This window comes from Terrirubrum flagellatum (assembly GCF_022059845.1).
GTDB lineage: Bacteria > Pseudomonadota > Alphaproteobacteria > Rhizobiales > Beijerinckiaceae > Terrirubrum > Terrirubrum flagellatum.
Genome location: NZ_CP091851.1, coordinates 1,863,803 through 1,888,689, shown reverse-complemented (window position 1 = coordinate 1,888,689; position 24,887 = coordinate 1,863,803). Strand labels below are relative to the sequence as shown.

The following is a 24,887-nucleotide window of genomic DNA, read 5'->3' as shown; positions in this document are numbered from 1 at the left end:
CCATGGCCGTCGTGCTCGATCTCTTGAAGGGACAGGACCCGCGCCGGGCCGAAGAGCCCGCGAAGCCCCGTCATCCGGAGAAAGCTGCGCGCCCGGAAGCGCCTGTTCTGCGCAAGCCTGACTGGATCAGGGTCAAGGCGCCCGGATCGCCCAAATGGGCCGAGACCCGCAGCATCGTGAAGGAGCACAAGCTCGTCACGGTCTGCGAGGAGGCTGGCTGCCCTAACATCGGCGAGTGCTGGGAGAAGAAGCACGCCACCTTCATGATCATGGGCGACACCTGCACGAGGGCTTGCGCCTTCTGCAACGTCCGCACCGGCATGCCCGGCGCGCTCGATCAGGACGAGCCTGACAAGATCGCCGATGCAGTCGCCAAGCTTGGCCTCTCCCATGTCGTGATCACGTCAGTCGACCGCGACGATCTCGCCGATGGCGGCGCCGAACATTTCGCCCGCACCATTCGCGCGATCCGCGCGCGCACGCCCGCGACCACGATCGAAATCCTGACGCCCGACTTCCTGCGCAAGGACGGAGCCCTTGAAGTCGTTGTCGCCGCACGCCCCGACGTCTTCAACCACAATCTCGAATGCGTGCCGTCGCTCTATCTTACAGTGCGGCCCGGCGCGCGCTACTTCCATTCGATCCGGCTGCTACAACGGGTGAAGGAGCTCGATCCCACGATCTTCACAAAGTCGGGCATCATGGTCGGCCTTGGCGAGGAGCGGAACGAGATCCTTCAGCTCATGGACGATTTACGCAGCGCCGACGTCGACTTCCTCACCATCGGCCAGTATCTCGCCCCGTCGCGAAAGCATCACCCCGTCATTCGTTTCGTGACGCCGGATGAATTCAAGAGCTTCGCCACGATCGCTTCGGTCAAGGGATTCCTGCTTGTCTCGTCAACGCCGCTGACGCGCTCCTCTCATCATGCGGGCGACGATTTCGCGAAGCTCAAGGCGGCGCGGCTGGCGAAGCTCGGTCGCTGAGCGTTTCATGCAGCGCATCGCGATGAGGACGGCCTGAACATGCCTTCCTTCCGCACCCGCCATCCCGTCACGCATTCGCCGACACAGATGTTCGATCTGGTCGCCGACGTCGAGAAATACCCGGAATTCCTGCCTTTCTGCACGGGACTGGTTTTGAAACGACGCGCTCGCGACAGCGAGGGCAGGGACGTGCTGATCTGCGACATGCAGGTTGGCTACAAGTCGATCAATGAGCGTTTCACCAGCCGCGTCACGCTTGATCGGCCGAAGCTCATCATCGATGTCGAATATATCGACGGGCCGTTCCGCTTCCTCGAAAACCGCTGGCGTTTCGAGCCCGATCCCAAGGGCAGCGCGATTGATTTCTATATTTCCTACGAGTTCCGCAGCCGCGTGCTGGCGACGCTGGCGGGCGCCGTATTCGATCGCATCTTCCGCATGTTCACGGGCGCGTTCGACGCGCGCGCCGATCAGGTCTATGGCAAGGGCGGAACGGCCAGTGGCGTTCTCTCGCCGCGGCCGAACAACGGCTGAGCGCCTTCAGGCGTAAGCTTTTTCGCCGAGCATATCGATCAGCATCGACAGAGCGACGCGCGCCGCATCGCTGCGAATGTCATGCCGCGACTTCGCGCCGAACCGGCATTCGCGATGCGCGACCTGGCCGTCGAATTTCCGTGCCGCGAGATGCACGAGCCCCACAGGCTTTTCCGCGCTTCCGCCGCCGGGCCCCGCAACCCCGGTGATCGCGACCGATAATTGCGCCGCAGATCGCGCCAGTGCGCCTTCCGCCATCGCAAGCGCCACTTCGCGACTGACTGCGCCATGCTTCTCCAGGAGATCGAAGGGCACGCCCAGCATCTCCTGTTTGGCGCGATTGGAATAGGTGACGAAGCCGCGCTCGAACACATCAGAAGAGCCTGCGATATCGGTGAGCAGCATCGCCACCATGCCGCCGGTGCAGCTTTCCGCCGTGGCGATCATCAGGCTGCGCGCGCGCGCGAGCTGCAGAGTCTCTCGAGCAAGTTCAGTCGCGACGGGATCGATCATGGTCCCTTAACTGTGTCACGCGGCGCTGCGTTCCGGCAACCGCGCCGTCGCCGTCGCATAGGCCGCCAGTCCTTCGCGCCGGCCAGTGAAGCCCAGTCGTTCCGATGTGGTCGCCTTGATCGAGACGGCGTGCGTGGAAATGTCGGCGATCTCCGCGATACGCTCGCGCATGGTTTCGCGATGCGGCCCGATCTTCGGCGCTTCGCACACGATTGTCAGGTCGAGGTGATCGATGACGCCGCCGAGATCGCGCACCCGATCGGCGGCGAATTTCAGGAACAGATCCGACGACGCTCCGCGCCAGGTCGGATCGCTGGGCGGGAAATGCGCGCCAATGTCGCCGTCGCACGCGGCGCCAAGCAGCGCGTCGGTGAGCGCATGAAGGCCCGCGTCCGCGTCGGAATGGCCGACGAGCGCCTGATCATGGGGGATCTTCACGCCGCCGAGCCAGACGTGGTCGCCAGGGCCGAACGCATGCACATCGTAGCCCGACGCGACGCGCGAGATCAGCGCGGCGCCGAGGCGGCGCTCGGCCTCCTCGAAATCCGATGGCCAGGTGAGCTTCACATTGCCGCGCTCGCCCTCGAAGACGTGGACGGAGTGGCCGGCGGCCCGCATCACGGCGCCATCATCCGTCAGTTCACCAAGACCGTGCGCGATGGCGGCGCGATGCGCTGCGAGCAAGGATGGGAAGTGGAAGGACTGGGGCGTCTGGATCGCGCGGGCGGATGAGCGGTCCGCCTGCTCGGCGACGACGCCATCGGCGCCGACCCGCACGAGCGTATCAGCGACGGGAACGCCGGGCACAGCCGCGCCGTGCTTCTCGGCCGCTTCGATGGCGCGGCTGACGAGCGCCCGCGACAGAAGAGGGCGCGCCGCGTCGTGGACAAGCACGATATCGGGCGAATAGGCCGTTAACGCTTCCAGCCCCAGTCGAACCGACTCCTGTCGCGTGGCGCCGCCATGCGCTTTCAGCACCAGCTTCTTGGGCGGCAGCGACGCGCGCAATTCCTCGAAACGAAACTCATCATCGGGATGGATCGCGACCATCACGAGATCAACGCCGGGATGGGAGAGAAACGCCTCCATGGATCGCGCCAGAACGACCCGACCGGCCAGCCGCCGATATTGTTTCGGCGTATCCGATCCGTTTCGGACGCCTCTGCCGGCGGCGACGATCAACGTGGCGACGGTCATCTCTGACTCCATTAGGACCACAGTCGCAGCCCGGGCGACCGGCATAGGCGCGATTTGGTTGCGCTGCAATATTTCGCCGGCGATAAGGCTTGTATGCCAGTAGACAGGGCCGAAAAGGTGATTATGGTGCAGGCAGTGAATGAACTTGCACAAACACTAGGCACGTCAGCGGGGGGCGACGTGATCGGTGCGCGGCTCGGATTGGGAGCGCTGATCCTGGCGCCCATGTCAGGCGTCACGGATGTGGTCTTCCGGCGGATCGCCCATCGGTTCGGCGCGGCGCTGGTGGTCTCGGAAATGGTCGCTTCGGACGCGCTGGCGCGTCGCGACCACGAGGCCCTTCTGCGCTCCGAGGGAACGGGAGTCCATCCCCATGTCGTGCAGCTCGCCGGCTGCGACGCCAAATGGATGGCGGAGGCGGCGCAGGTCGCCGAAAGCTCCGGCGCGGCTGTTATCGACATCAATATGGGATGCCCCGCGAAGAAGGTCGTGGGCGGCTGGGCCGGCTCCGCCCTCATGCGAGATTTGGCCCACGCGACGACGCTGATTGAGGCGGTCGCCGCCGCCGTGAAAGTTCCCGTCACATTGAAGATGCGGCTTGGCTGGGACGACGCCAGCCGCAACGCGCCTGATCTGGCGCTGCGTGCGCAAGCGTGCGGCGTCCGGATGGTCACGGTGCATGGCCGCACCCGCTGTCAGTTCTACAAGGGCAGGGCGGACTGGCCGGCGATCCGTTCCGTGGCGGATGCAGTGTCGATTCCTACCGTCGCTAACGGCGATATCGTCACGGCCGATGATGCGCGACTTTGTCTCGATCAATCAGGCGCACAGGCCCTTATGGTTGGGCGATCGGCGCTCGGTCGGGCATGGCTGCCCGCCGCCCTTGGCCGCGCTCTCCGGGATGGCGGGCCGGCGCTGCGCCCTGCGGCTTCGGTCCGGCGCGACGCCGCGATCGAACATTATGACGGGCTGCTTGCTCTCTATGGCCGGAACATGGGCCTCAGGCATGCGCGCAAGCATGTCGCGGCCTATCTCCAGGACGCCTGCCTGGGCGCGCCTGACAGGCTCGCGCGCCATCACGGAGCGCTCATGAGCGAAGACCCCAGCGAAGTTGTGCGTCACATCCGCGACGCGTTTGACGCGGATGAAACATGGGCGATAGCGGCATGAATGCGGGATATCATCAGTTCGAGGAGTCGGTCGCTTCGGCTTCGAGCCGGCGCGCGGACGCGATCGTGCGCGTCATGCCGACCCCCATCATCGTCGTCGATGAGCAAGACCATATCATCGACGCCAATCCCGCTGCGGAGACCTTTCTCGGCGTCAGCCTTGCCGTGATGCGTCGCTACACATTGCCGAGCCTTTTGCCGGCTCGATCGCCACTCGTGACCCTGATTGAGGATGTCCGCAGACAGGGCGCCAGCGTCAGCGGCTATGATTTCGACCTCGGGACTCCCCGGACGGGCGACCGCAGCGCCGATGTCTTCGCCGGGCCCGTGCCTGACGCGCCGGGGCAAGTAGTCGTCATGTTGCAGGAGCGGACGATTGCCGAAAAAATGGGCAGGCAACTCAACCATCGCAGCGCCGCGCGATCCGTAACGGCGCTCGCCTCGATGCTCGCCCATGAGATCAAGAACCCGCTGTCGGGCATCAAAGGGGCGGCCCAGCTTCTCGAATCCTCGGTGACTGACGCCGATCGGATGCTGACGACGCTGATCTGCGACGAGACCGAGCGCATCGTGAAACTCGTCGACGGGATGGATCTGTTCAGCGACACGCGGCCGATCCAGCGCGATCCCGTCAACGTCCATGAAGTGCTCGAACATGTGAAGCGGCTGGCCCAGACGGGCGTCGCGCGCCACATCCGCTTCGTCGAAAACTACGATCCATCGCTGCCGCGCGTGATGGGCAATCGTGATCAACTCATCCAGGTCTTCTTCAATCTCGTGAAGAATGCGGCGGAAGCTATTGGCGAACATGCGATTGATGGCGAAGTCATCCTGTCCTCGGCCTTTCGGCCGGGTATCCGGATGACGCTGCCGTCATCGACCGAGAAGGTGGCTCTGCCGCTCGAATTCACCGTGCGCGACAATGGGGCCGGCATCGCGGCCGACATCCTCCCGCACCTGTTCGATCCATTCCTCACCACCAAGACCCAGGGCTCTGGCCTTGGTCTTGCTTTGGTCGCGAAGATTATCGGTGACCACGGCGGCGCCGTGTCGTGCGAGTCATCGGCGGGACGCACCACCTTCAAGGTCCTACTCCCGATGGCGGTCGCGCGGGACGGTCGCGCAGCCGACGAATGAGGACTGGAATGCCCAGCGCAAGCATTCTCATTGCAGACGACGATGCAGCCATCAGGACGGTGTTGAACCAGGCGCTGAGCCGGGTCGGGTATGATGTGAGGGCGACAGGCCACGCGGCGTCGCTATGGCGCTGGGTGTCGGCCGGCGACGGCGACCTCGTGATCACGGACGTCGTGATGCCCGACGAGAACGCCTTTGATCTCCTGCCGCGCATCCGCAAGCTCCGACCCGAGCTCCCCGTGATCGTCATGAGCGCGCAGAATACGTTCATGACCGCGATCAAGGCCTCCGAACGAGGGGCCTTCGAATATCTGCCGAAGCCTTTCGATCTCAAGGAGCTGATCGCCGTCGTCGGCCGCGCCCTGTCACGCCCGCGCGTCGCCGGAGCCGCCGAACCGATCGAGGCGCCGGACGACATCCCGCTTGTCGGCCGTTCGCCGGCGATGCAGGACATCTATCGCACGCTCGCCCGTCTCATGCAGACGGACCTGACCGTCATGATCGTTGGCGAGTCCGGCACCGGCAAGGAGCTCGTCGCCAAGGCGCTGCATGACTATGGCAAGCGCCGGAAAGGGCCCTTCGTCGCTGTGAACATGGCGGCGATCCCGCGCGAGCTGATCGAGTCCGATTTGTTCGGCCATGAGAAGGGGGCCTTCACCGGCGCGACGATGCGCAGCCCCGGCAAGTTCGAGATCGCCGAGGGCGGAACGCTGTTTCTCGACGAGATCGGCGACATGCCGATGGAAGCCCAGACGCGGCTCTTGCGCGTGCTTCAGCAGGGCGAATACACCACCGTCGGCGGCCGCACCCCGATCAAGACGAATGTCCGGATCGTTGCGGCGACGAACAAGGACCTGCGGCAGCTCATCCAGCAGGGGCTGTTCCGTGAGGATCTGTTCTTCCGCCTGAACGTCGTGCCGTTGCGGCTGCCGCCTCTGCGCGAGCGCGCCGAAGACATTCCCGACCTTGTCAGGCACTTCTTCAAACTGGTCGAAAAGGAGGGGCTTGGCCGCAAGACGCTCGACGCGGCGGCGTTCGACGCTCTGAAAAGCTATCAATGGCCTGGCAACATCCGGGAGCTCGAGAACCTGATACGGAGGCTCTCCGCGCTCTATCCCCAGGACACGATCGGCGCCTCCGTCATCACCAACGAGCTCGACTCCGACAGCCGCGCGGCGGCTCCCGCGCCGGTCGACATGAGCGGCTCTACGTCTCTGACGCTCCCCGATTTCGTCGAGCATCATCTGGCGCAATATTTCGCAGGATTTTCAGGCCGGTTGCCGCCGCCGGGACTCTATCATCGCCTCCTGCGCGATCTTGAGCAGCCGCTGATCACCGCGGCGCTGGCGGCGACCCGGGGCAATCAGATCAAGGCGGCGGAACTGCTTGGACTGAACCGCAATACGCTGCGCAAGAAGATCCGCGACCTGGATATCCAGTTGCTCCGCATGCCGCGCTGACGCGCGACCACTGGGGTTCACACGTCGCAACTGACCGCCGCGCTGATGCGCGGCGAACCGTCTGCGCCCCCACCTGCTGCGATGGCGCCCTGTGTCGGATGGCCCCGGAAATGTCGCTTTTTGACAACAGTGTGGTCGGCGGGCATCAGAGTCGCTGCGCGACCAGCCCCTTACAGCCGCCACGGAGACAATGCCTGGAATGACGAGTCCGCCCTCACTCGCGCCGACAGGTCCGGCGCCAAGCTGGAGTCAGGAGGCGGAGCGGCTCAGCAAGAGGCGGGTGTCGTCGCTCATCGGCATGGGCGTCGTCATCCTGTCCCTCGTCTCGGCAGGCGCGACCTTCGTCGTGCTCGCAGGCTTCATGACAGTCGAACCAAGCAGCCATCTCGTCCTCGCGATGTTTGGCTTGAACGTGCTGCTGATCGGGCTGTTGCTGATCATTGTCATTCTTGAAGCGCTGGCGTTGTTCAGGGCGAGGAGAGCGCAGGCGGCTGGCGCGAAGCTGCATGGCCGCATCATGCGCTGGTTCGGCTTTGTCGCGACCGCACCGGCGATCCTGATGGCGGTGATCGCAATGATCACGCTCGATCGCGGGCTCGATCCCTGGTTCAGCTCATCCGTCAGCAGCGTCATCACCCGATCGGTCGAGATCGCGAAGGAATACACCGAAACACAATGCCGGATGATGACGCGCGAGATCGGGTTGATGGCGGGCGATCTCGATCGCGCCAAGCCGATGTTCGACGAAGCCAAAGGAACCTTCAGCCAGTTCCTGACCAATCGTGCGAAATACCTTGGCTTCCCCCATGTGATGCTGGTCAAGAGCGACGGAACTATTCTCGACAAGGTCGAACTCGCGCAACTCGACGGCGCGCTCATGCCGGAGAAAGAAGATTTCGAAGCGGCCGCCGACGGCGAGCCCTGGTGCTTCATTCCGAAGGAAGGCAACGTTTTTCGCCTGCTTCTGAAACTCAACGCCTATCCCGACACCTTCGTTTTCGCCGGACGGCCGGTCGATCCGCGCGCGCTCGAATTTCCTGCCGTCGCGGAAGCCGGGCTCGTTTATTATCGTGCGCTTGAGGAGCGCAAGGGCGGCATCAAGTTCGCTTTCGCGACGCTCTACACCATGATCGCGCTGGTGGTGCCGCTCTGCGCCGCGTGGCTGGGGCTGAGTTTCGCCAATCGACTGGTCGCGCCGGTGCGCCGGTTGATCACCGCAGCCGATCAGGTCTCGACCGGCAATTTCGCATTGCAGGTCCCCATCCGCGAGAGCGATGGCGATCTCGCCTTTCTTGGGCGCACGTTCAACAAGATGACCGAGGAGTTGCGTCGCCAGCGTGACCGTCTCGTTGACGCAAGCGCCGTAATTGATGAACGCCGCCGCTTCACTGAAGCTGTGCTTTCAGGCGTCTCTGCGGGCGTTATCGGCCTGGATAACCGCGGCTCGGTGACCGTGGTCAATCCGTCCGCGCAACAATTGCTTCAGATCGATCCCGGAGCCGCGTTGTCGAAGCCGCTCGCCGAGATCTGGTCGGAGCTTGCGGCGCTGATCGCCAAAAGCGGGCGCTCGTCGCAGCAGCATCAGATGTCGCTCGTGCGCAACGGCCGCGAACGGCTCGTGAATGTGCGCGTGACGACCGAGCGCTCGCCCGACTCCGATGAGCGGGGGCAGATCATCACGATCGACGACATCACCGATCTCGTCACGGCGCAGCGCACGTCGGCCTGGGCCGACGTGGCGCGCCGTATCGCGCATGAAATCAAGAATCCGTTGACGCCGATCCAGCTCTCGGCCGAACGTATTCGCAGGAAATACGGACGCGTCATCACCGACGATCGCGCGGTGTTCGATCAATGCACGGAAACCATCATCCGGCAGGTCGACGACATCAAGCGGATGGTGGATGAGTTCTCGTCCTTCGCGCGCATGCCGAAGCCGACGCCGGAATCAGACGATCTCTCCGATCTCGTGCGGCAGACGGTGTTCATGATGCGCGTCGGCAATCCCGACATCGAAATCGCAGATCATGTGCCGGATCGGCCCATCGTGACGCGTTTCGACCGACGGCTGATCGGCCAGGCGCTCACGAATGTCGTGAAAAATGCGACGGAAGCAATCAGCGGCGACAAGCCAATCAGCGCAGAGATGGGCGGCCGCGTCGATGTCAGTCTCGCTGTCGATCCGCAAACGCGCATCATTACGATTGACATCGATGACAATGGCAAAGGGTTTCCGGTTGAAAATCGCCAGCGCTTGCTTGAGCCTTACATGACGACGCGCGAAAGCGGGACAGGCCTTGGTCTTGCCATTGTTGGCAAGATTCTGGAGGACCATGGCGGCGGAATCGAACTCCTGGACAATCCAAGAGGACGTGGCGCGCGCGTGCGGCTGTGGTTCCCGATCATCGCCGTCGATCAGGCGCCCGCCGCGAAAGAACCTGTGGAGCAGATGATATGAGCGCGGACATCCTCATCGTCGACGACGAGAGCGACATTCGCGAACTCGTCGCCGGCATCCTCGAAGACGAAGGCTACAAGACGCGCACGGCCGGCTCCGCCGACGAGGCCATCGCAGCCGTCGGCTCCCGTCGCCCGCATCTCGTCTTTCTCGATATCTGGCTGCAGGGCAGCAAGATCGATGGGTTACAGGTGCTCGACATCATCAAGCGCGATCACGCCGATCTGCCCGTGGTGATGATTTCCGGGCACGGCAACATCGAGACGGCGGTCTCGGCCATCAAGAAGGGCGCTTACGATTTCATCGAAAAGCCGTTCAAGGCCGACAGGCTCCTGCTGGTCGCGGAGCGCGCGCTTGAGACGTCGCGCCTCAGGCGCGAAGTGCGCGAGCTGAAGGCGCGTTCGTCGCAAGGGTCAGCGATCATCGGCGTTTCGCTCGCCGTCAATCAATTGCGGCAGGCGATCGACAAGGTCGCGCCGACGAATGCGCGCGTTCTGATCGCGGGCGCGCCGGGAGCTGGCAAGGAACTCGCGGCTCGGACGATCCATGCGCAGTCCTCGCGCAACAACGGCCCGTTCGTGACGATCAACGCCGCAACGATTACGCCCGAGCGCATGGAGATCGAGCTGTTCGGCGTCGAGGCGAATGGCGAAACGCCGCGGCGCGTCGGCGCGCTCGAGGAGGCCCATGGCGGCACTCTCTATATCGACGAAATCTGCGACATGCCGCGCGAGACGCAGGGTAAGATCCTGCGCGTGCTCACCGAGCAGAGTTTTCAGCGCGTCAGCGGCGCGGCTCGCGTGAACGTGGACGTCCGCATCGTCTCGTCAAGCAGTCGCGACCTCCCGACCGAGATCGCCGCCGGCCGCGTGCGTGAGGATCTTTACCACAGGCTCGCCGTCGTGCCGCTGCGCGTGCCGTCCCTGGCCGAGCGTCGCGACGACATTCCGCATCTCATCGGCGCGTTCATGGAGCAGATTTCCGTCGCTACGGGCCTGCAGTCGAGGCGCATCGCTGCGGATGCGCTGGCGGTTCTGCAGGCCCATGACTGGCCCGGCAATGTCCGCCAGCTCCGCAACAATGTGGAGCGATTGATGATCCTCGCGGGCGGCGATCCCTCGAGCGAAGTGACCGCTGAAATGCTGCCCCAGGAGGTAGGAGCGCTGGTGCCGATGACGCCAAGCGGCGCCGGCGGCGAACGTCTTCTTGGCCTGCCTTTGCGCGAGGCGCGTGAGGAGTTCGAACGTGAATATCTGATCGCCCAGATCAATCGGTTCAGCGGCAACATCTCGCGCACGGCCGAATTCATCGGGATGGAGCGGTCAGCCCTGCATCGCAAGCTCAAATCGCTGGGCGTCGGCGATCGCGAGGAGCGTCAAGAAACGGCTGCGTAGCGTGCATGGCTCTATCCTTGCATGGGGATGAGCTATGTTTGTAGTCTCAGGTCTTTGCGTGTAGGACCTTTTTCAGATCGCTGTTTGACAACCACATCCCCGTACAGGGGAGAACGACAAGAGGTGGGGCATGGCCGAGCGGACGCAGAATCTGCAGGACACATTTCTTAACTATGTGCGGAAGCACAAAATACCGCTGACGATCTTTCTGGTGAATGGCGTCAAACTGCAGGGCGTCGTCACCTGGTTCGACAATTTCTGCGTTTTGCTTCGTCGCGACGGCCATTCGCAACTCGTCTACAAGCATGCGATCTCCACGATCATGCCGGGCGCGCCGGTGCAGCTCTTCGACCCCGCCGATGAGGCCGCCGGCGCGGATCGCAGCTGAGCCGCCCCGGCTGGAATGACCGGCGCAAATCCGGGCGGCCGTCCGGTCGTCGATGAGGCGAGGGCGGCGGCCGCCGCAACTCCGACCATTGTCATCGGAGCCTATCCCAGAAAGGCCGGCGCAGCGGCAGGGACTAGCCGTTCGCCGGAGGCGCGTATCGACGAAGCCGCGGGCCTTGCGCGCGCCATCGATCTCGACGTCCTCGATGTCGAACTCGTTCTGCTTGGCGAGATTCGCCCAGCAACCTATCTCGGCAAGGGCAAGGTCGACGAAATCGCCGCACAGGTGAAGGAGCAAGACGTCAGGCTCGTCTCGATGGATTGCGCGCTAAGCCCCGTGCAGCAGCGCAATCTTGAACGCGCCTGGGATTGCAAGGTCATCGACCGGACTGGGCTCATCCTCGAAATCTTCGGCCGCCGCGCGCGCACGAAGGAAGGCGCGCTGCAGGTCGAGCTGGCGCATCTAACCTATCAGCGCAGCCGACTCGTCCGCTCCTGGACCCATCTTGAGCGCCAGCGCGGCGGCTTCGGCTTCCTCGGCGGTCCCGGTGAGACCCAGATCGAAATCGATCGGCGTCTCATCCAGGAGCGCATCTCGCGGATCGAGCGCGATCTCGAAGCCGTCAAGAAGACACGCGCTCTGCATCGCGCCAGCCGCCGCCGCACGCCTTATCCGATAGCAGCGCTGGTCGGCTACACCAACGCCGGCAAGTCGACGCTGTTCAATCGCCTCGCGAAGTCGGACGTCTTCGCCGAGGACCTGCTGTTCGCGACGCTCGATCCGACAGCGCGCGCGATCAAGCTGCCGCACGGCTCACGGATCATCCTGTCAGACACTGTCGGCTTCATTTCCGATCTGCCGACCATGCTTGTCGCTGCGTTCCGCGCCACGCTCGAAGACGTGGTGGAGGCCAACATCATCTTGCATGTCCGTGACGTGGCCCATGAGGACAGCGACGCGCAGGCGGCTGATGTCGAAAGCATCCTGCGCGAACTTGGCGTCGCCGGCGAACAGGCGGCGCCTCTCATCGAGGTCTGGAACAAGATCGATCTGATGGCGCCGGAGGCGCGCGACACGCTTATCGCCAAGGCGGCGGCGCGCGGCAACGAACCCGCAGCGATCGCAGTCTCGGCGCTGACCGGCGAGGGGGCTGACCGGTTGCTCGGCGCGGTCGAGCAAGCGCTCTCCAGCCAGGCGTTGACCTATGTGATCACCCTCTCGCCAGAAGACGGGCGGGGAGTCTCCTGGCTGCATGAGCGGACGGAGGTGCTTGATCGGCGCAGCGAGCCGGACGGCCGCCAGCATCTTGTGGTGCGCGTTGCGCCCGAGCGACGAGGCCGCTTCGAGGCGAAATTCCCCGGCGCGCGCCTTCGCCAATAGATCGCCTGTATGACGACGCCGGCGCAAATCTGCATCTTCGGAGCGGGAAGCATCGGCTGCTATATCGGCGGGAGACTCGCCGCGGCGGGCGCGTCCGTCAACTTCGTCGGCCGCGAGCGTGTGCGCGACATAATCGCGGAAAACGGGCTCCGCCTCTCCGATTTTCGTGGCGCAGACTTCAGGCTGACGCCAGACAAGCTGCGATACAGCCTTGACGCCGCGCCGGCCCGCGGCGCCGATCTCGTTCTCGTAACCGTGAAGTCGGCGGCGACGGCGAACGCAGGCGCGATGCTCGCCGATATTCTCAAGCCGAATGCAATCGTAGTCAGCCTGCAGAACGGCGTCGGCAATGATGATGTTCTGCGTGCGGCGTTGCACGGCCGCGTCGTTCTCGGCGGGATGGTGGCGTTCAATGTGATCGAGCGCGGAGAGGGATCATTTCACCAAGGCACAGATGGCGAAATTGGCGCACAGAATCACCCTGCGCTGCAGCGATTTCTCCCATTTTTTGATCACGCGGGGATTCCGCTGCGCCTTTATCAGGACATCAGGCCCATCCAATGGGGGAAGCTGCTGCTCAATCTCAACAACGCGGTCAACGCGCTGTCTGGGCTCCCGCTGCGCGATCAACTCATGCAGCAAGACTTCCGCCGCTGTCTCGCCTTGGCGCATGACGAGGCGCTCGCCGCACTTTCAGCCGCGCGCATTGCGCCGACGCGAATGACGCCGCTGCCGCCGCGGTTCATTCCGAGCTTGCTGCGCACGCCGGACTTTCTCTTTCGGATTGTTGCGCGCCGCATGCTCGCCATCGATCCGCTGGCCCGCTCGTCGATGGCGGATGATCTCGCCGCCCGCCGGAAGACGGAGGTCGATTGGCTCAACGGAGAAATCGTGCGCCTCGCCGCAAGGCAGGGCATGCGCGCGCCGGTGAACGAGCGTCTCGTCGAATTGATCCGTAAGGCGGAGGAGGGCGGCCGCTCAAACTGGACGGGACCGGAATTGCTGGCGGCGATGCGCCGCTAATCACGCACGCTTCTTCTCCGCCAGCTTCGCCTCGTTCCAGAGCGCGTCCATTTCCTCGAGCGTGCTTTCGGCAGGCGTCCGGCCGCTTGCCGCCAGCGCGTCTTCGATCGCGCGGAAACGTCGCTCAAATTTCAGATTGGCCGCACGCAACGCCATGTCAGGGTCGACCGAGACATGGCGCGCCAGATTGACGGCGGCGAACAGGAAGTCTCCGATCTCCTCGGCGATCGCGAAGTCGTCACCCAGCTCCAAAGCCTCCTCAGTCTCGGCGATTTCCTCTTTCAATTTCGCCAGCACAGCGCGCGCGTCGTTCCAGTCGAAGCCAACCGCGCCGGCCTTCTGCTGCAATTTCAGAGCCCGCAAGAGCGAAGGCAGGTCGCCGGGAACACCCGCCAGCGCGCCGCGATCGGCGTCGTCGGGCAACCCGGCCGCCGCGCGCGCCGCTCGACGTTCTGCTTTCTCCCGAGCCTTGATCTCCGCCCAGAGATTCTTCACGGCTTCCGGCGACAGGGTGCGCGTATCGCCAAAAACATGGGGATGGCGGCGGATCAGCTTCTCCGTGATCGCCTGCACCACATCGCCGAAGGAAAACGCGCCTTCCTCCTCGGCTATGCGGGCGTGGAAAACGACCTGCAGCAGAAGATCGCCAAGCTCCTCCCGAAGATCGACCAGATCGCCACGTGCGATCGCGTCCGCGACCTCGGACGCCTCCTCGATCGTATAAGGGGCGATGGTCGCGAACGTCTGTTCGAGGTCCCAGGGACAGCCCGTTCCGGGCGTCCTGAGCGCAGCCATGATGGCGATGAGATCGGCGATGTCGCGGGAGGTTTTCACCACTCGACCTTATCGTCCTAACGCACGGTAGGCGACGCGGCGGCCCGCCGCGTCCACATCAAATGTCCCACCGGCGCTACAGCGGCAGCGACTTCACCTTCGCCAGCGCAGTCATCACGCCGCGGATTTCGGCCAGCCCCTTGAGGCGTCCGATTGCGGAATAGCCGGGGAAGCTGCCCTTGCCGATATCATCCAGCAATTCATGGCCATGGTCGGGGCGAAACGGGATACGCCATGACGCTTCGCCGGCGTCTTTCCTGCGCTTCTGCTCGGCGAGCAGAATATCGACGATCTCGACCATGTCGGTGTCGCCGCCGAGATGATCGGCCTCCATGAAGGAGCCATCCGGGTCTTTCGCGACATTGCGCAGATGGGCGAAATGGATGCGGCTCGCAAACTTCCTGGCGATCGCAGGCAGATCGTTGTGCGGGCCGGCGCCGAGCGAGCCCGTACAGAAGGTGACGCCGTTGGCGACAGAGTCGACAGCCTTCGTGATGAATTCCAGATCCTCGGCTTTCGACACGATGCGAGGGAGACCCATGAGCGATTTCGGCGGGTCGTCCGGATGGATCGCCAATCGCATGCCATGTTCTTCCGCGGTCGGAATGACTTCGCGCAGAAAGCGCGCCAGATTTTCACGCAGGCCTTCGACGGAGATATCGTTGTAGCGCGCGAGATGTTTGCGCAACGCGGGAATGTCGTAGCGATCGAAAGCGCCGGGCAGGCCCGCCATGATATTGTTGAGAAGCTTCGACTTGTCGTCCTCCGACGCGTCGATGAACCAGTCCTTGGCGCGGCGCAGCACTTCGGCGGAATGATCACCTTCGGCGCCTTTTCGCTGCAGCATGAAGCAGTCGAATGCCGCGAACTCATGCGCATTGAAGCGCAGGGCGGAGCCGCCGCCGGGCAGGCGATGATAAAGCTCGGTGCGCGTCCAATCGAGCACCGGCATGAAGTTGTAGCAGATGGTCTTCACGCCGCAGGCGGCGAGATTGCGCATCGACTGGCGATAATTGTCGAACAGCTCGGTGAGATCGCCTTCGCCGATCTTGATGCGCTCATGGATCGGCAGGCTCTCGACCACGTTCCAGCGCAGGCCGAGCGAGGGATCGGCGGCGAGAAGCGCCTTCCGCTCCTCGATCTCCGCCACGCTCCACACGACGCCGTAAGGAATCTGGTGCAGTGAGGTCACGACGCCGCTGGCGCCCGCCTGCCGGATGGCGCTTAGCGGCACAACGTCTCCCAGACCAAACCAGCGCCAGCTCTGTTCCACGACAAATTCTCCCTGCGATCTCTATGTAAATTGATTGACTGCGCTGGTAAGCCGCGAGCGCTCAGGACGCGTCCCGCGGCGGCGGAAGATCATCGACGATCAAATCGGGATGCGCCTCGGCGAGCGTCTGCGCGATCTTCAACACTTCCGACATGTGCCGGCGCATGGCGCGCTCGGCGCTTTCCGGATCCTGATATTCGACCGCGGTCAGGATCGCCATGTGCTGATCGATCAGCACTTTCGCCGGCGTCGCGTTGGGCACGCTGAGGAAGCGGATGCGATCGAACTGCGCCTTCTCCCGCTCGATCACGCTCCAGAGCTGCGAGACGCCGCTGGCGTCGGCCAGGGCGGCGTGAAAGGCGTCATCGGCGCGGGTGAAATGTTCGGGGTCATCGGCGGCGCGCTTCTGCTCCGCGATGGCATCGCGCGCTCGCATTGCAAGCGCCGGGGGCAGGCCGCTCTGGGCCGCCTTGCGCACGGCCGCCAGCTCCAGCGCTTCGCGCACGAAGCGCGCCCGCTCCATCGCCGCCAGAGAGATACGGCTGACGAAGCTGCCGCGCTGCGGCCTGACGTCGATCAGGCCTTCTTCGCCCAGCCTGATCAACGCCTCGCGAACCGGCGCGCGGCTGGTCCGGAAGCGAAGCGCGAGTTCGTTCTCGGAAAGCCGTTCGCCCGGCCGCAGGCGCAAGGTGACGATGTCCTGGCGGATCTCGGCGTAGATACCGCGCATGCTGGGCGCGCGCATGGCGCGCGCTGGAGAGGCGTCGGCTTCCCGAAGGGCGAATCCCGAGCTGCTCATCGCGCTGGCCTCCCTCCCAAACTCATATGGTCGACTAGTCGACCAGCTCGGAGCGCGATAGCGCCGCGGCGGTCAAAGTGCAAGTGTTTGGCCGCCGTCCCCGACGAAATTTCCCGGTTGAGGAGGCCGCCGCCGCGCCTCGACTTCGCGACGAATCCTGCGAGAGACGGCGTCCCGCCGGACCACCGGCCTCATTTCGGACGCCCCATGAAATCAATCGCCGAGCGCCTCGCCGAAGAACTCAGCGTCCGGGAAGAGCAGGTCGCTGCGACAATCGCGCTGGTCGATGGCGGCGCGACGATCCCCTTCATCGCGCGCTACCGGAAGGAGGCGACGGGCGGACTGGACGACGGGCAGCTTCGCACGCTCGACGAGCGGCTGCGCTATCTCCGCGAGCTCGACGCGCGCAAGGTCGCGGTGCTCGACAGCATTCGCGAGCAGGGCAAGCTGACGCCTGATCTGGAAAAACTGATCGCGGACGCCGACAGCAAGGCGAGGCTCGAGGACCTCTATCTCCCGTTCAAGCAGAGGCGTCGGACGAAGGCGCAGATCGCGCGCGAAGCGGGCCTCGAACCGCTGGCCAATCTTCTGCTGCAAGACGCGACGAAAGAGCCAACAGCCGAAGCGACGAACTATATCGATGCGGAAAAAGGCGTCGGTGATGCCGCGGCTGCATTGGAAGGCGCGCGTGCTATCCTGGTTGAGCGCTTCTCAGAAGACGCCGGCCTGATCGGCGACCTGCGCGAGGAACTGTGGAGCAAGGGGACACTGATCTCCAAGCTGCGCGACGGAAAGCGGGAGGCCGGCGCGAAATTCTCGGACTATTTCGATTTCCGCGAACCACTGAAGAAACTCCCTTCCCATCGCATTCTCGCGATGTTGCGCGGCGAGAAGGAAGAGGCGCTCTCGCTGCAGATCGAGCCCGAAGAGCCGCCGGCCGATCCACGCCAGCACGGATCCTACGAGCGTCGCATCGCGCATCGCTTTGGCGTGGCCGATCAGGGCAGGGCGGGTGACAAATGGTTGCTCGACACGGTCCGCTGGGCGTGGCGCACGAAGATCCTTGTGCATCTCGATCTCGATGTGCGCGGCAGGCTCTGGCAGCAGGCGGAAGAAGACGCGATCAAGGTGTTCGCCGGCAATCTTCGCGACCTCCTTCTCGCCGCGCCTGCAGGCGCGCGGCCGACCATGGGCCTCGATCCCGGCTATCGCACCGGCGTCAAGGTTGCTGTCGTCGACGCGACGGGTAAAGTGGTCGCGACCGACACGATCTATCCGCACGAGCCGCAACGCCGATGGGACGACTCGCTCGCAACGCTCGCGCGACTTGTGCGCGCGCATCAGGTGGAATTGATCGCCGTCGGCAATGGCACGGCGTCGCGCGAGACTGACAAGCTCGCTATCGATCTCATCGGCAAGCTCGATGGAATGCGCATCACGAAGGTGACCGTCTCGGAGGCGGGCGCATCGGTTTATTCGGCCTCCGCCTACGGCGCAAAGGAGTTGCCCGATCTCGACGTGTCATTGCGCGGGGCCGTCTCGATCGCGCGGCGCTTGCAGGACCCGCTGGCGGAACTGGTGAAAATTGATCCGAAGTCGATTGGCGTCGGCCAGTACCAGCATGACGTCAGCGAATTCAAACTCGGCCGCTCGTTGAGCGCCGTCGTCGAGGACTGCGTCAACGCGGTTGGCGTCGACGTCAACACGGCGTCCGCGCCCTTGCTCGCGCAGGTGTCTGGCGTCGGCGAAAGCCTGGCGCTGAATATCGTCAGCCATCGCGACGCCAACGGCGCTTTCAAAAGTCGCGAGGCGCTGAAGGACGTGCCGCGCCTTGGCGCCAAGGCGTTCGAGCAATGCGCGGGCTTCCTGCGCATCTCAGGCGGCGACAATCCGCTCGATCGCTCGGGCGTGCATCCCGAGTCTTATCCGGTCGTGCGCAAGATCATGGCTGCGGCGCAGGCGTCGATTGAAACGCTGATCGGCAACGCCACGGCGCTGCGCAAGCTGCAGCCCGCGAAATTCGCCGACGAAAAATTCGGCCTGCCGACGGTGACCGATATTCTGCAGGAATTGGAGAAACCCGGCCGCGATCCGCGTCCTGCCTTCAAGACCGCGACCTTCAAGGAAGGCGTCGAGAAGATCGAAGATCTCCAGCCAGGAATGGTGCTTGAGGGAACCGTGACGAACGTCGCCGCATTCGGCGCATTCATCGACATCGGCGTGCATCAGGACGGGCTGGCGCATATCTCGGCGCTGTCGAAAGAATTCATCAAGGACCCGCGCGCCGTCGTGAAGCCGGGCGACGTCGTTCGCGCGAAGGTCCTTGAAGTCGATCGCGCGCGCAAGCGGATCAGCCTGACGCTGCGCCTCGATGATCCCTTGCCAACGCCGGGCGCGCAGGCCGAGCGCGGCAAGCGATCTTTCGAGCCTCGCGCGCGACAAAACGATCGCGGCGCAACGCCCTCATCGAACGCGTTCGCGGACGCATTCAAGAAGGCCGGACTTTCGCCGAAACGCTGATCACGCGTCGTCCGATACGACGAGAACAGTTGGCGCCTCCGGTGCTGATCGAGGCGGCGTGCGCCCGCGCTTCCTTGCTGCCGCTCGACGCCGCGCATGTCATCAGCGCGTCGAGCGCGGGAAATGTCACGTCAGACATGAGGTGATAGGGCGGCTTTGCGGCCGGCCCGACGACGCGCTTGGTGACGACGCCAGTCGCGCCGATGAGCCGCGGCCCAGCGAAGGACAGATGTTCGTCGCGATAGGCGCGTTCAAACGCCTTCGCGTCAGCAGGCGGCGGATAAAGGATGAGAAGATGAGCGGCCATCGAAGTCTCCCTTGCTTGATGCGCGAGGAGTTGATGGACGAAAGCGAAGGGCGCGTGGGGTCCGAAATCCGGACTAGGCGGCAGGCCTGATGTCAGCGAACTGGTAGCGCGCGAACCAGTCGGGGAAAGCGCGCGTCAGCGCGCGCGGCCCTTCAAGCTTGAGGCCCATTCGCTGCGCCATCGCGAAGCTCGCATCGCCGCGCCACCAGGCGATCAGCGCAGACAAAGGAGCCCGCACTTTCAGCGGCTCGGGGAAGCCAGGATTTTCCTTGCATAGCGAAATCTCCTCGGCGCGCAGCAGCATGAAACGCGGACGGCGCGGCCCGTCGATCTCGAAGCGCACAACGAGAGGCTGATCGGGCAGGGCGCCAATGCGCACGCGCTTTTGCATGTCGACAAGCACCGGTTCGACATCAATGTCGGCGTCCGATTTGCGCGACAACCAGCGCTGCCCCCATGTCGCAAACGCGATGACGAGCGTCGCGAGTTCACGCCCGGCGTCGGTCAGCTCATATTCAGGCCCATGTTCGCCATCATGACGGGCCAGCGCGCCGATCTGCGCGAGTTCCTGCAAACGTTCCGACAGCATCGTGCGCGAAATGCGCGGAATGCCGCGCCTGATATCGTTGAAGCGACGCCCGCCGCTCAAGATTTCGCGCACGATAAGAAGCGTCCAGCGCCCGCCGATCGCTTCATGCGCGCGCGCCATCGAACAGAATTGACCGTAGCTTGCCATGCCTGAATCCTAACATGACGTCGAGGCTGGCGCAGGTCCGGATTCCGGACCGGACGCATCTGGTCGCGCGGCCTATGCGGCGATCGAGCATCAGCGGAGGTGAGGGCAGTCGTCATGGAACACAGGCCGCAGACTATTCTCGCGCGGATAGGCGGAACCTCGTTGCTGCCGCTGCGCAAGATCGTTGCGGCGAGTGGCGCGCGCATCTTGCTCAAGCTGGAAAGCGAGAATCCGACCGGCAGCATGAAGGATCGCATGGCGCTCGCCATGATCGCGGCGGCGGAGAATGACGGCCGTCTCAAGCCCGGCGGCGCGGTCGTCGAATATACTGGCGGCAGCACAGGCGTGTCGCTGTCGCTGGTCTGCGCGGTGAAAGGCTATCCGCTGCATATCGTGACTTCGGACGCCTTCGCTCAGGAAAAGCTCGATCACATGCGGCTGCTCGGCGCGCGGCTTCAGATCGTGCCAAGCGACAGCGGGCGCATGACGGAGAAGCTCACCAAGGACATGATCGAGGCCGCGCGAGTGGTTGCAGTCGAGACCGGCGCCTTCTGGACCGATCAGATGAACAATCGCGACCAGACCGCGGCCTATCACGCGATGGGCGAGGAGATCTGGCGCCAGACAGACGGAAAGATCGACGCCTTTGTGCAAAGCGTCGGCACTGCGGCGTCTTTGCGCGGCATCAGCGAAGGCCTGCGCCGGCGCGATACACGGGTGAGGATCGTCGCGGTCGAACCGGCGGAATCGCCAGTGCTGTCGGGCGGCAAGACCGGCGCGCACAAGATCGACGGCGTCGGGGCAGGGTATGTGGTTCCGCTCTGGCGCAACGACATCGCCGATCAGATCGAACTGGTCTCGACCGACGAAGCCATGGAGATGGCGTTTCGGCTGGCGCGCGAGGAGGGCGTGTTCGCCGGCGCTTCCACCGGCGCGAACGTCACGGCGGCGCTTAGGCTGGCGGCGCGACTGCCCGCCGATGCGACAATCGTCACGGTGATGTGCGACACCGGCATGAAGTATCTACGCGGCTATGGCGCGCGGCTTTCGGCCTGACGCCTTCAATAGTCATAGATATAGTCGCCAAGCTTGCAGCGTTTGCCGAACGCTTCGGCGATCTCGGCCGCAACGTTGTTCAGGCCGTCTGGCTCATCGCCGGAACAGATGAAGAGCCGCTTCGGCTTTGCGCCGCGATCATGCGCGACACATTCGACGTACAAGCGCGAGCCGCCGCCGCCCTTGGCCGGCAGCATGCGGACTACGTCGAACCCGAGAACGTCCTTCGCTGCGATGACATAGAGCTGCGCGTGGCAGAAAATCAGCGCCGCGCCATCGGCAGACCGCCCGATATGCCCGAAGATATTCGCGAGCTCGGGGCCGGGCTCTCGAACGAATTCGAGCTCGCTTTGCTCAGCGGCGGCGTTGTGGACAGCTTCCGCCGTCTGGTCATGCGCAACGGCGATCGGCCGGATCGCCTCGAAACTGTCGAGCCATCCCCGTTCGATCACCGACGCCGCGGGCCGAAAGCCAGTCTTGATCCAGATGTGACAGGCCGTCGCGAGCCGCCGATCGCGATCATGAGCTGAATTTTTGAGGCGCGGGCCGCGTTGCAGGTCGTCCGGCCAGCCGAGCAGGGCGACGCTCGCCGGGCCGAAGCTCCATTCGCACCGGAAGGTGTTGTGGCGATTGCCCGCTTCCGCCGGCCCGAGCCAACGCGTGAGCTGATCGGCCGTCCGTCGGACATTCTCGCGAACGTCAGAGCCCCATGAACTGAAGCCGCTGAAATCGACCGCCGGAAAAGCCTTCGAGAACTGCGGAAACACTTGCGCCGAGAGCGGCCGGATGAGATTTTTGAGATCAGGCGTCGCGATCTCGATGACCTTCCAGCCATAAGCCGCGTCGCGCCGCACGCCGTAACGCTTCGCGAGTTCGGCCCGCGACAGACGCCAGGGAACGCCGAGTTCATCAAGCATGCGATGGACCGAGTTGTCTGACGTTGACGCCGACTTCCAGGCTTGCGCGTGCGCCGGCGCGTTGCGGCGATCAGCGCCACGAAGTCGATCGAGAAAGCCGCCAAGGGAGCGCAGGATCATCGGCGGAGAATGTCGCGAGGATCGGCCGCTCGCCAGAGGCGGGGCGCAGCGACATGGATCAACTCACGCGCCATTACGAGGATCGCATAAGATACATTATGGAACTAGAAGATCCTTAGATCGAGTATCTAGAGGCCGCCACTGCTACTCCAGCACAAGCCTCGGAAAATAGAATGAGATCACCCAGTTCGGCTGATCAACGATTTCGCTGACGCGGAGATCGCCGCAGACCGAGCACAGCATGTAAGCGTCAACAGGCGCGAGGCCGTGACGCGCGGACAGAAGGTCGATCATCTGGCTGACGGCCGAGCACGCTGCCTCGAACAGATCAGGCCCGACGCCCGTGGTCGCCTCGTAGCCCTTCTCATCGAGATGGCGGGTCACGGGTCCGGGCGTCGTGAAACGCGGCGTTTTGAGCTGTACGCCTTTCTCCAGATCGAAGGTCAGGACGACGTTCATCGGGCTCTCGATCGCGGTCCCGCAGACCTCGCCGTCGCCTTGCGCCGCATGGGTGTCGCCGACTGAGAACAGCGCGCCGGGAACCTCGACCGGCAGATACAGGACAACGCCGGCCGTCAGGTCGCGGATGTCGAGATTGCCGCCGACGCGCCTCGGCGGCACCACAGAATGAAGCCCGGGCTCGGCTGGCGCGTTGCCGATCGTGCCCGCGAACGGCTTCAGCGGCACGCGCCCGATGTTGGAGAAAAGCGCGGGCCGTAGCGAGCTTTCAAGCGACCAGACATGCAGCGCAGGATCAGCGAACTGGTCCGCGAGAAGCCCGAAACCCGGGATATTCGCCGTCCATCCGAAGCTCGACGGCTTGAACTCCTCGATGGTCACCTTGAGCGCGTCGCCGGGTTCGGCGCCGTCGATATAGATCGGCCCGGTGACCGGGTTCACGCGGCTGAAATCAAGCTGCGCGACGTCAGCGACGGTACTGGCTGGCGTGAGCTGGCCGGCGGAGCTGTCGATGCACTCAAACTCGATCGTGGAGCCCGGCTTCACAGTCGCCGCCGGCGCAAAGGATCGATCCCAGCCAAAATGATGATTGGCGCGATGGATGGTGTAGTCGCACGCCTTGCACATCTTGCGCCTCGCAAATCCGACAGACTGAGCGTCAGCCGTCCCGCGCCCGCCGCCGACCTCAGTTTGCGACGAGAGGCTGGCTGCGCCAATCCCTCACCCAATCCACAATCCTGGAACCGATTGTTCTCAGATATAAGAATATAAAAGCACAAGTATTTGCAATGGCATAGCGCGCGTTTCTCACTCCCTCGAAATCAGGATCGCGCGAAAATCGTTGACGTTGGTGAGCGTCGGTCCGGTGACGACGAGGTTATTGAGCGGCGCGAAGAATCCATAGCCGTCATTGTCCGCCAGCCGGTCTTTGGCGTTCAGACCGAGCGCGCGGGCGCGCGCCAGAGTGTCGGGCGTCAGCACATATCCCGCGACATCCTCGGTGCCGTCGACGCCGTCGGTGTCGCCGGCGAGGGCGGAGATGCTGGGATGCCCATCAAGCGCGACGGCGAGGGCGAGAAGGAACTCGGCGTTGCGGCCGCCCCTGCCCTTGCCTCGCACGGTCACAGTGGTCTCGCCGCCGGAGATCAGCACGCATGGGGCGGCAGCCGGCTCTCCCCGCAGCGCCGCATGGCGCGCGATGCCGCCAAGCACCAGCGCTGTGTCGCGCGCCTCGCCCTCGATCGAGTCGCCAAGAATGACCGGTGTCACGCCGGCCTCGCGGGCGACCGCCGCAGCCGCGTCGAGCGACTGCAGCGCGGTCGCGATGAAGATCGTTTCGCAGCGAGCAAGTCTGGCGTCGCCGGGCTTCGGCGTCTCGTCGGGCCCACGCTCCAGAATGGCGATCGCCGCCGCCGGCTCCGTAATGCCGTAGCGCCTCACGATCGCCAGAGCGTCCGCATAGGTCGTGGGATCTGGCACAGTCGGCCCGGAAGCGATCACCGAGGGATCGTCGCCCGGCACGTCGGAGATCAGCAGCGACACCACGCGCGCGGGCGCGCAGGCGGCGGCCAGCCGGCCGCCCTTGATCCGCGAGAGATGCTTGCGGACGCAATTCATCTCATGGATCGAGGCGCCACTTCTGAGCAGCGCCCGATTCATGGCCTGCTTGTCCGCCAAGGTAAGGCCCTCAGCCGGCATGGTCAGCAGCGCCGAGCCGCCACCCGAGATCAGGCACAGCACGAGGTCGTCCTCCGTGAGCCCCTGCACGAGTTCCATAATTCGGGTCGCAGCAGAGAGGCCTGCGGCGTCCGGGACGGGGTGTGACGCTTCAACCACCTCGATGCCCCGGGTCGGCGCGTTATGGCCATAGCGGGTCACCACAAGCCCGCTGAGAGGCCCTTCCCAATGCGCCTCGACCGCCCTCGCCATCGAGGCCGCAGCCTTCCCCGCGCCGATCACGATCGTGCGCCCTTTGGGACGCGGCGGGAGGTGTGGAGGCAGGCAGACGGCGGGATCGGCGGCGGAGATCGCAGCCCTGAACATGCGCTCAAGCAGATCGCGCTGGGAGGTCACATCAAGCCTTTCCTGAAAGCCGCCGCCATCGATAGCGCGCCCTCGGCCCGGCCGTCCATGCGAACTCCGATGCGTTAAAACGCGCCCTTCAAGTCAATCACCTATTCACTCTCAATCGAGACGACGCGCGCCAGACGTAACGGAATGCGCTAGA

Annotated in this window: 22 protein-coding genes; 12 read left to right on the top strand and 10 right to left on the bottom strand. The window is 64.2% G+C overall.

The window, feature by feature from the left end; all coding sequences use genetic code 11:
* Positions 1-2: 2 nt before the first annotated feature.
* Together lipA and L8F45_RS09165 are read left to right on the top strand one after the other, a co-directional pair.
* Positions 3-986, top strand: a complete 984-nt coding sequence (gene lipA / locus L8F45_RS09170; protein ID WP_342362571.1) for a lipoyl synthase — start codon at positions 3-5, stop codon at positions 984-986.
* A 39-nt stretch (positions 987-1,025) separates the two neighbouring features.
* Complete coding sequence (locus L8F45_RS09165; RefSeq protein ID WP_342362570.1) at positions 1,026-1,520, top strand: type II toxin-antitoxin system RatA family toxin; 495 nt, start codon at positions 1,026-1,028, stop codon at positions 1,518-1,520.
* 6 nt (positions 1,521-1,526) lie between these two features.
* Here L8F45_RS09165 and L8F45_RS09160 read toward each other — a convergent pair whose 3' ends face one another.
* Both L8F45_RS09160 and L8F45_RS09155 read right to left on the bottom strand, forming a co-directional pair.
* A complete protein-coding gene (locus tag L8F45_RS09160) occupies positions 1,527-2,033 on the bottom strand; it encodes a CinA family protein (RefSeq protein ID WP_342362569.1) in 507 nt (168 codons plus the stop codon).
* Between the two features lie 15 nt (positions 2,034-2,048).
* Positions 2,049-3,230 (bottom strand): bifunctional 2-C-methyl-D-erythritol 4-phosphate cytidylyltransferase/2-C-methyl-D-erythritol 2,4-cyclodiphosphate synthase, encoded by a 1,182-nt coding sequence (locus tag L8F45_RS09155; protein WP_342362568.1) that lies wholly within the window; start codon positions 3,228-3,230, stop codon positions 2,049-2,051.
* Between the two features lie 93 nt (positions 3,231-3,323).
* On the opposite strand from L8F45_RS09155, the gene dusB reads away from it, so the two are divergent.
* The 8 genes from dusB to L8F45_RS09115 all read left to right on the top strand — a co-directional run bounded on the left by dusB (position 3,324) and on the right by L8F45_RS09115 (position 13,639).
* On the top strand, positions 3,324-4,400 hold the full coding sequence (gene dusB, locus L8F45_RS09150; protein ID WP_342362567.1) for a tRNA dihydrouridine synthase DusB: 1,077 nt from the start codon (positions 3,324-3,326) through the stop codon (positions 4,398-4,400).
* Positions 4,382-5,536, top strand: coding sequence for a two-component system sensor histidine kinase NtrB (locus tag L8F45_RS09145; RefSeq protein WP_425329992.1), 1,155 nt, complete (start codon positions 4,382-4,384; stop codon positions 5,534-5,536). Before dusB ends, L8F45_RS09145 begins: the two co-directional genes overlap by 19 nt.
* Positions 5,537-5,544: 8 nt before the next feature.
* The gene (ntrC, locus tag L8F45_RS09140; protein ID WP_342362566.1) at positions 5,545-6,996 is read left to right on the top strand and encodes a nitrogen regulation protein NR(I); all 1,452 of its coding nucleotides are present in this window, start codon (positions 5,545-5,547) and stop codon (positions 6,994-6,996) included.
* 199 nt (positions 6,997-7,195) lie between these two features.
* Positions 7,196-9,454: a sensor histidine kinase NtrY-like gene (locus L8F45_RS09135; protein ID WP_342362565.1), complete on the top strand. Its 2,259-nt coding sequence runs from the start codon at positions 7,196-7,198 to the stop codon at positions 9,452-9,454.
* Positions 9,451-10,848, top strand: a complete 1,398-nt coding sequence (ntrX, locus tag L8F45_RS09130; RefSeq protein WP_342362564.1) for a nitrogen assimilation response regulator NtrX — start codon at positions 9,451-9,453, stop codon at positions 10,846-10,848. The genes L8F45_RS09135 and ntrX overlap by 4 nt, the downstream gene beginning before the upstream one ends.
* Positions 10,849-10,978: 130 nt before the next feature.
* Positions 10,979-11,236, top strand: a complete 258-nt coding sequence (gene hfq / locus L8F45_RS09125; protein ID WP_342362563.1) for an RNA chaperone Hfq — start codon at positions 10,979-10,981, stop codon at positions 11,234-11,236.
* Between the two features lie 15 nt (positions 11,237-11,251).
* Complete coding sequence (gene hflX / locus L8F45_RS09120; RefSeq protein WP_342362562.1) at positions 11,252-12,616, top strand: GTPase HflX; 1,365 nt, start codon at positions 11,252-11,254, stop codon at positions 12,614-12,616.
* A gap of 9 nt (positions 12,617-12,625) precedes the next feature.
* Positions 12,626-13,639, top strand: a complete 1,014-nt coding sequence (locus L8F45_RS09115) for a 2-dehydropantoate 2-reductase (RefSeq protein ID WP_342362561.1) — start codon at positions 12,626-12,628, stop codon at positions 13,637-13,639.
* Here L8F45_RS09115 and mazG read toward each other — a convergent pair whose 3' ends face one another.
* The 3 genes from mazG to L8F45_RS09100 all read right to left on the bottom strand — a co-directional run bounded on the left by mazG (position 13,640) and on the right by L8F45_RS09100 (position 16,545).
* A complete protein-coding gene (mazG, locus tag L8F45_RS09110) occupies positions 13,640-14,473 on the bottom strand; it encodes a nucleoside triphosphate pyrophosphohydrolase (RefSeq protein WP_342362560.1) in 834 nt (277 codons plus the stop codon).
* A 76-nt stretch (positions 14,474-14,549) separates the two neighbouring features.
* On the bottom strand, positions 14,550-15,746 hold the full coding sequence (gene uxuA / locus L8F45_RS09105; RefSeq protein WP_342362559.1) for a mannonate dehydratase: 1,197 nt from the start codon (positions 15,744-15,746) through the stop codon (positions 14,550-14,552).
* Positions 15,747-15,807: 61 nt separating this feature from the next.
* Positions 15,808-16,545 (bottom strand): GntR family transcriptional regulator, encoded by a 738-nt coding sequence (locus L8F45_RS09100; protein ID WP_342362558.1) that lies wholly within the window; start codon positions 16,543-16,545, stop codon positions 15,808-15,810.
* Between the two features lie 207 nt (positions 16,546-16,752).
* Between L8F45_RS09100 and L8F45_RS09095 the strand changes: the two genes are divergently transcribed.
* A complete protein-coding gene (locus L8F45_RS09095; protein ID WP_342362557.1) occupies positions 16,753-19,065 on the top strand; it encodes a Tex family protein in 2,313 nt (770 codons plus the stop codon).
* Here the strand turns inward: L8F45_RS09095 and L8F45_RS09090 are convergent.
* Positions 19,034-19,372, bottom strand: a complete 339-nt coding sequence (locus tag L8F45_RS09090; RefSeq protein WP_342362556.1) for an EthD domain-containing protein — start codon at positions 19,370-19,372, stop codon at positions 19,034-19,036. The genes L8F45_RS09095 and L8F45_RS09090 overlap by 32 nt on opposite strands.
* Positions 19,373-19,445: 73 nt before the next feature.
* Entirely contained in the window at positions 19,446-20,108 is a 663-nt protein-coding gene (locus L8F45_RS09085; protein ID WP_342362555.1) for a winged helix-turn-helix transcriptional regulator, read from the bottom strand.
* Positions 20,109-20,222: 114 nt separating this feature from the next.
* Here L8F45_RS09085 and L8F45_RS09080 point away from each other — a divergent pair, with 114 nt between their 5' ends.
* The gene (locus L8F45_RS09080) at positions 20,223-21,164 is read left to right on the top strand and encodes a PLP-dependent cysteine synthase family protein (RefSeq protein WP_342362554.1); all 942 of its coding nucleotides are present in this window, start codon (positions 20,223-20,225) and stop codon (positions 21,162-21,164) included.
* Positions 21,165-21,169: 5 nt separating this feature from the next.
* On the opposite strand, the gene L8F45_RS09075 is transcribed toward L8F45_RS09080, so the two are convergent.
* The 3 genes from L8F45_RS09075 to L8F45_RS09065 all read right to left on the bottom strand — a co-directional run bounded on the left by L8F45_RS09075 (position 21,170) and on the right by L8F45_RS09065 (position 24,733).
* On the bottom strand, positions 21,170-22,201 hold the full coding sequence (locus L8F45_RS09075) for a hypothetical protein (protein ID WP_342362553.1): 1,032 nt from the start codon (positions 22,199-22,201) through the stop codon (positions 21,170-21,172).
* A 144-nt stretch (positions 22,202-22,345) separates the two neighbouring features.
* Positions 22,346-23,287, bottom strand: a complete 942-nt coding sequence (locus L8F45_RS09070) for an acetamidase/formamidase family protein (RefSeq protein WP_342362552.1) — start codon at positions 23,285-23,287, stop codon at positions 22,346-22,348.
* A gap of 180 nt (positions 23,288-23,467) precedes the next feature.
* Positions 23,468-24,733: a glycerate kinase type-2 family protein gene (locus L8F45_RS09065; RefSeq protein WP_342362551.1), complete on the bottom strand. Its 1,266-nt coding sequence runs from the start codon at positions 24,731-24,733 to the stop codon at positions 23,468-23,470.
* Positions 24,734-24,887 lie beyond the last annotated feature (154 nt).

What these genes read in the sequence shown, in the direction of transcription:
- hflX (WP_342362562.1), top strand. Translation starts at nt 11,252, where the DNA reads ATGACCGGCGCAAATCCGGGCGGCCGTCCGGTCGTCGATGAGGCGAGG.
- dusB (WP_342362567.1), top strand. Translation starts at nt 3,324, where the DNA reads ATGCCAGTAGACAGGGCCGAAAAGGTGATTATGGTGCAGGCAGTGAAT.
- L8F45_RS09160 (WP_342362569.1), bottom strand. Translation starts at nt 2,033, where the DNA reads ATGATCGATCCCGTCGCGACTGAACTTGCTCGAGAGACTCTGCAGCTC.
- lipA (WP_342362571.1), top strand. Translation starts at nt 3, where the DNA reads ATGGCCGTCGTGCTCGATCTCTTGAAGGGACAGGACCCGCGCCGGGCC.
- L8F45_RS09155 (WP_342362568.1), bottom strand. Translation starts at nt 3,230, where the DNA reads ATGACCGTCGCCACGTTGATCGTCGCCGCCGGCAGAGGCGTCCGAAAC.
- L8F45_RS09165 (WP_342362570.1), top strand. Translation starts at nt 1,026, where the DNA reads ATGCCTTCCTTCCGCACCCGCCATCCCGTCACGCATTCGCCGACACAG.
- hfq (WP_342362563.1), top strand. Translation starts at nt 10,979, where the DNA reads ATGGCCGAGCGGACGCAGAATCTGCAGGACACATTTCTTAACTATGTG.
- L8F45_RS09075 (WP_342362553.1), bottom strand. Translation starts at nt 22,201, where the DNA reads ATGATCCTGCGCTCCCTTGGCGGCTTTCTCGATCGACTTCGTGGCGCT.
- L8F45_RS09080 (WP_342362554.1), top strand. Translation starts at nt 20,223, where the DNA reads ATGGAACACAGGCCGCAGACTATTCTCGCGCGGATAGGCGGAACCTCG.
- L8F45_RS09085 (WP_342362555.1), bottom strand. Translation starts at nt 20,108, where the DNA reads ATGGCAAGCTACGGTCAATTCTGTTCGATGGCGCGCGCGCATGAAGCG.
- L8F45_RS09115 (WP_342362561.1), top strand. Translation starts at nt 12,626, where the DNA reads ATGACGACGCCGGCGCAAATCTGCATCTTCGGAGCGGGAAGCATCGGC.
- L8F45_RS09100 (WP_342362558.1), bottom strand. Translation starts at nt 16,545, where the DNA reads ATGAGCAGCTCGGGATTCGCCCTTCGGGAAGCCGACGCCTCTCCAGCG.
- ntrC (WP_342362566.1), top strand. Translation starts at nt 5,545, where the DNA reads ATGCCCAGCGCAAGCATTCTCATTGCAGACGACGATGCAGCCATCAGG.
- L8F45_RS09070 (WP_342362552.1), bottom strand. Translation starts at nt 23,287, where the DNA reads ATGTGCAAGGCGTGCGACTACACCATCCATCGCGCCAATCATCATTTT.
- L8F45_RS09095 (WP_342362557.1), top strand. Translation starts at nt 16,753, where the DNA reads ATGAAATCAATCGCCGAGCGCCTCGCCGAAGAACTCAGCGTCCGGGAA.
- L8F45_RS09090 (WP_342362556.1), bottom strand. Translation starts at nt 19,372, where the DNA reads ATGGCCGCTCATCTTCTCATCCTTTATCCGCCGCCTGCTGACGCGAAG.
- ntrX (WP_342362564.1), top strand. Translation starts at nt 9,451, where the DNA reads ATGAGCGCGGACATCCTCATCGTCGACGACGAGAGCGACATTCGCGAA.
- L8F45_RS09145 (WP_425329992.1), top strand. Translation starts at nt 4,382, where the DNA reads ATGGGCGATAGCGGCATGAATGCGGGATATCATCAGTTCGAGGAGTCG.
- L8F45_RS09135 (WP_342362565.1), top strand. Translation starts at nt 7,196, where the DNA reads ATGACGAGTCCGCCCTCACTCGCGCCGACAGGTCCGGCGCCAAGCTGG.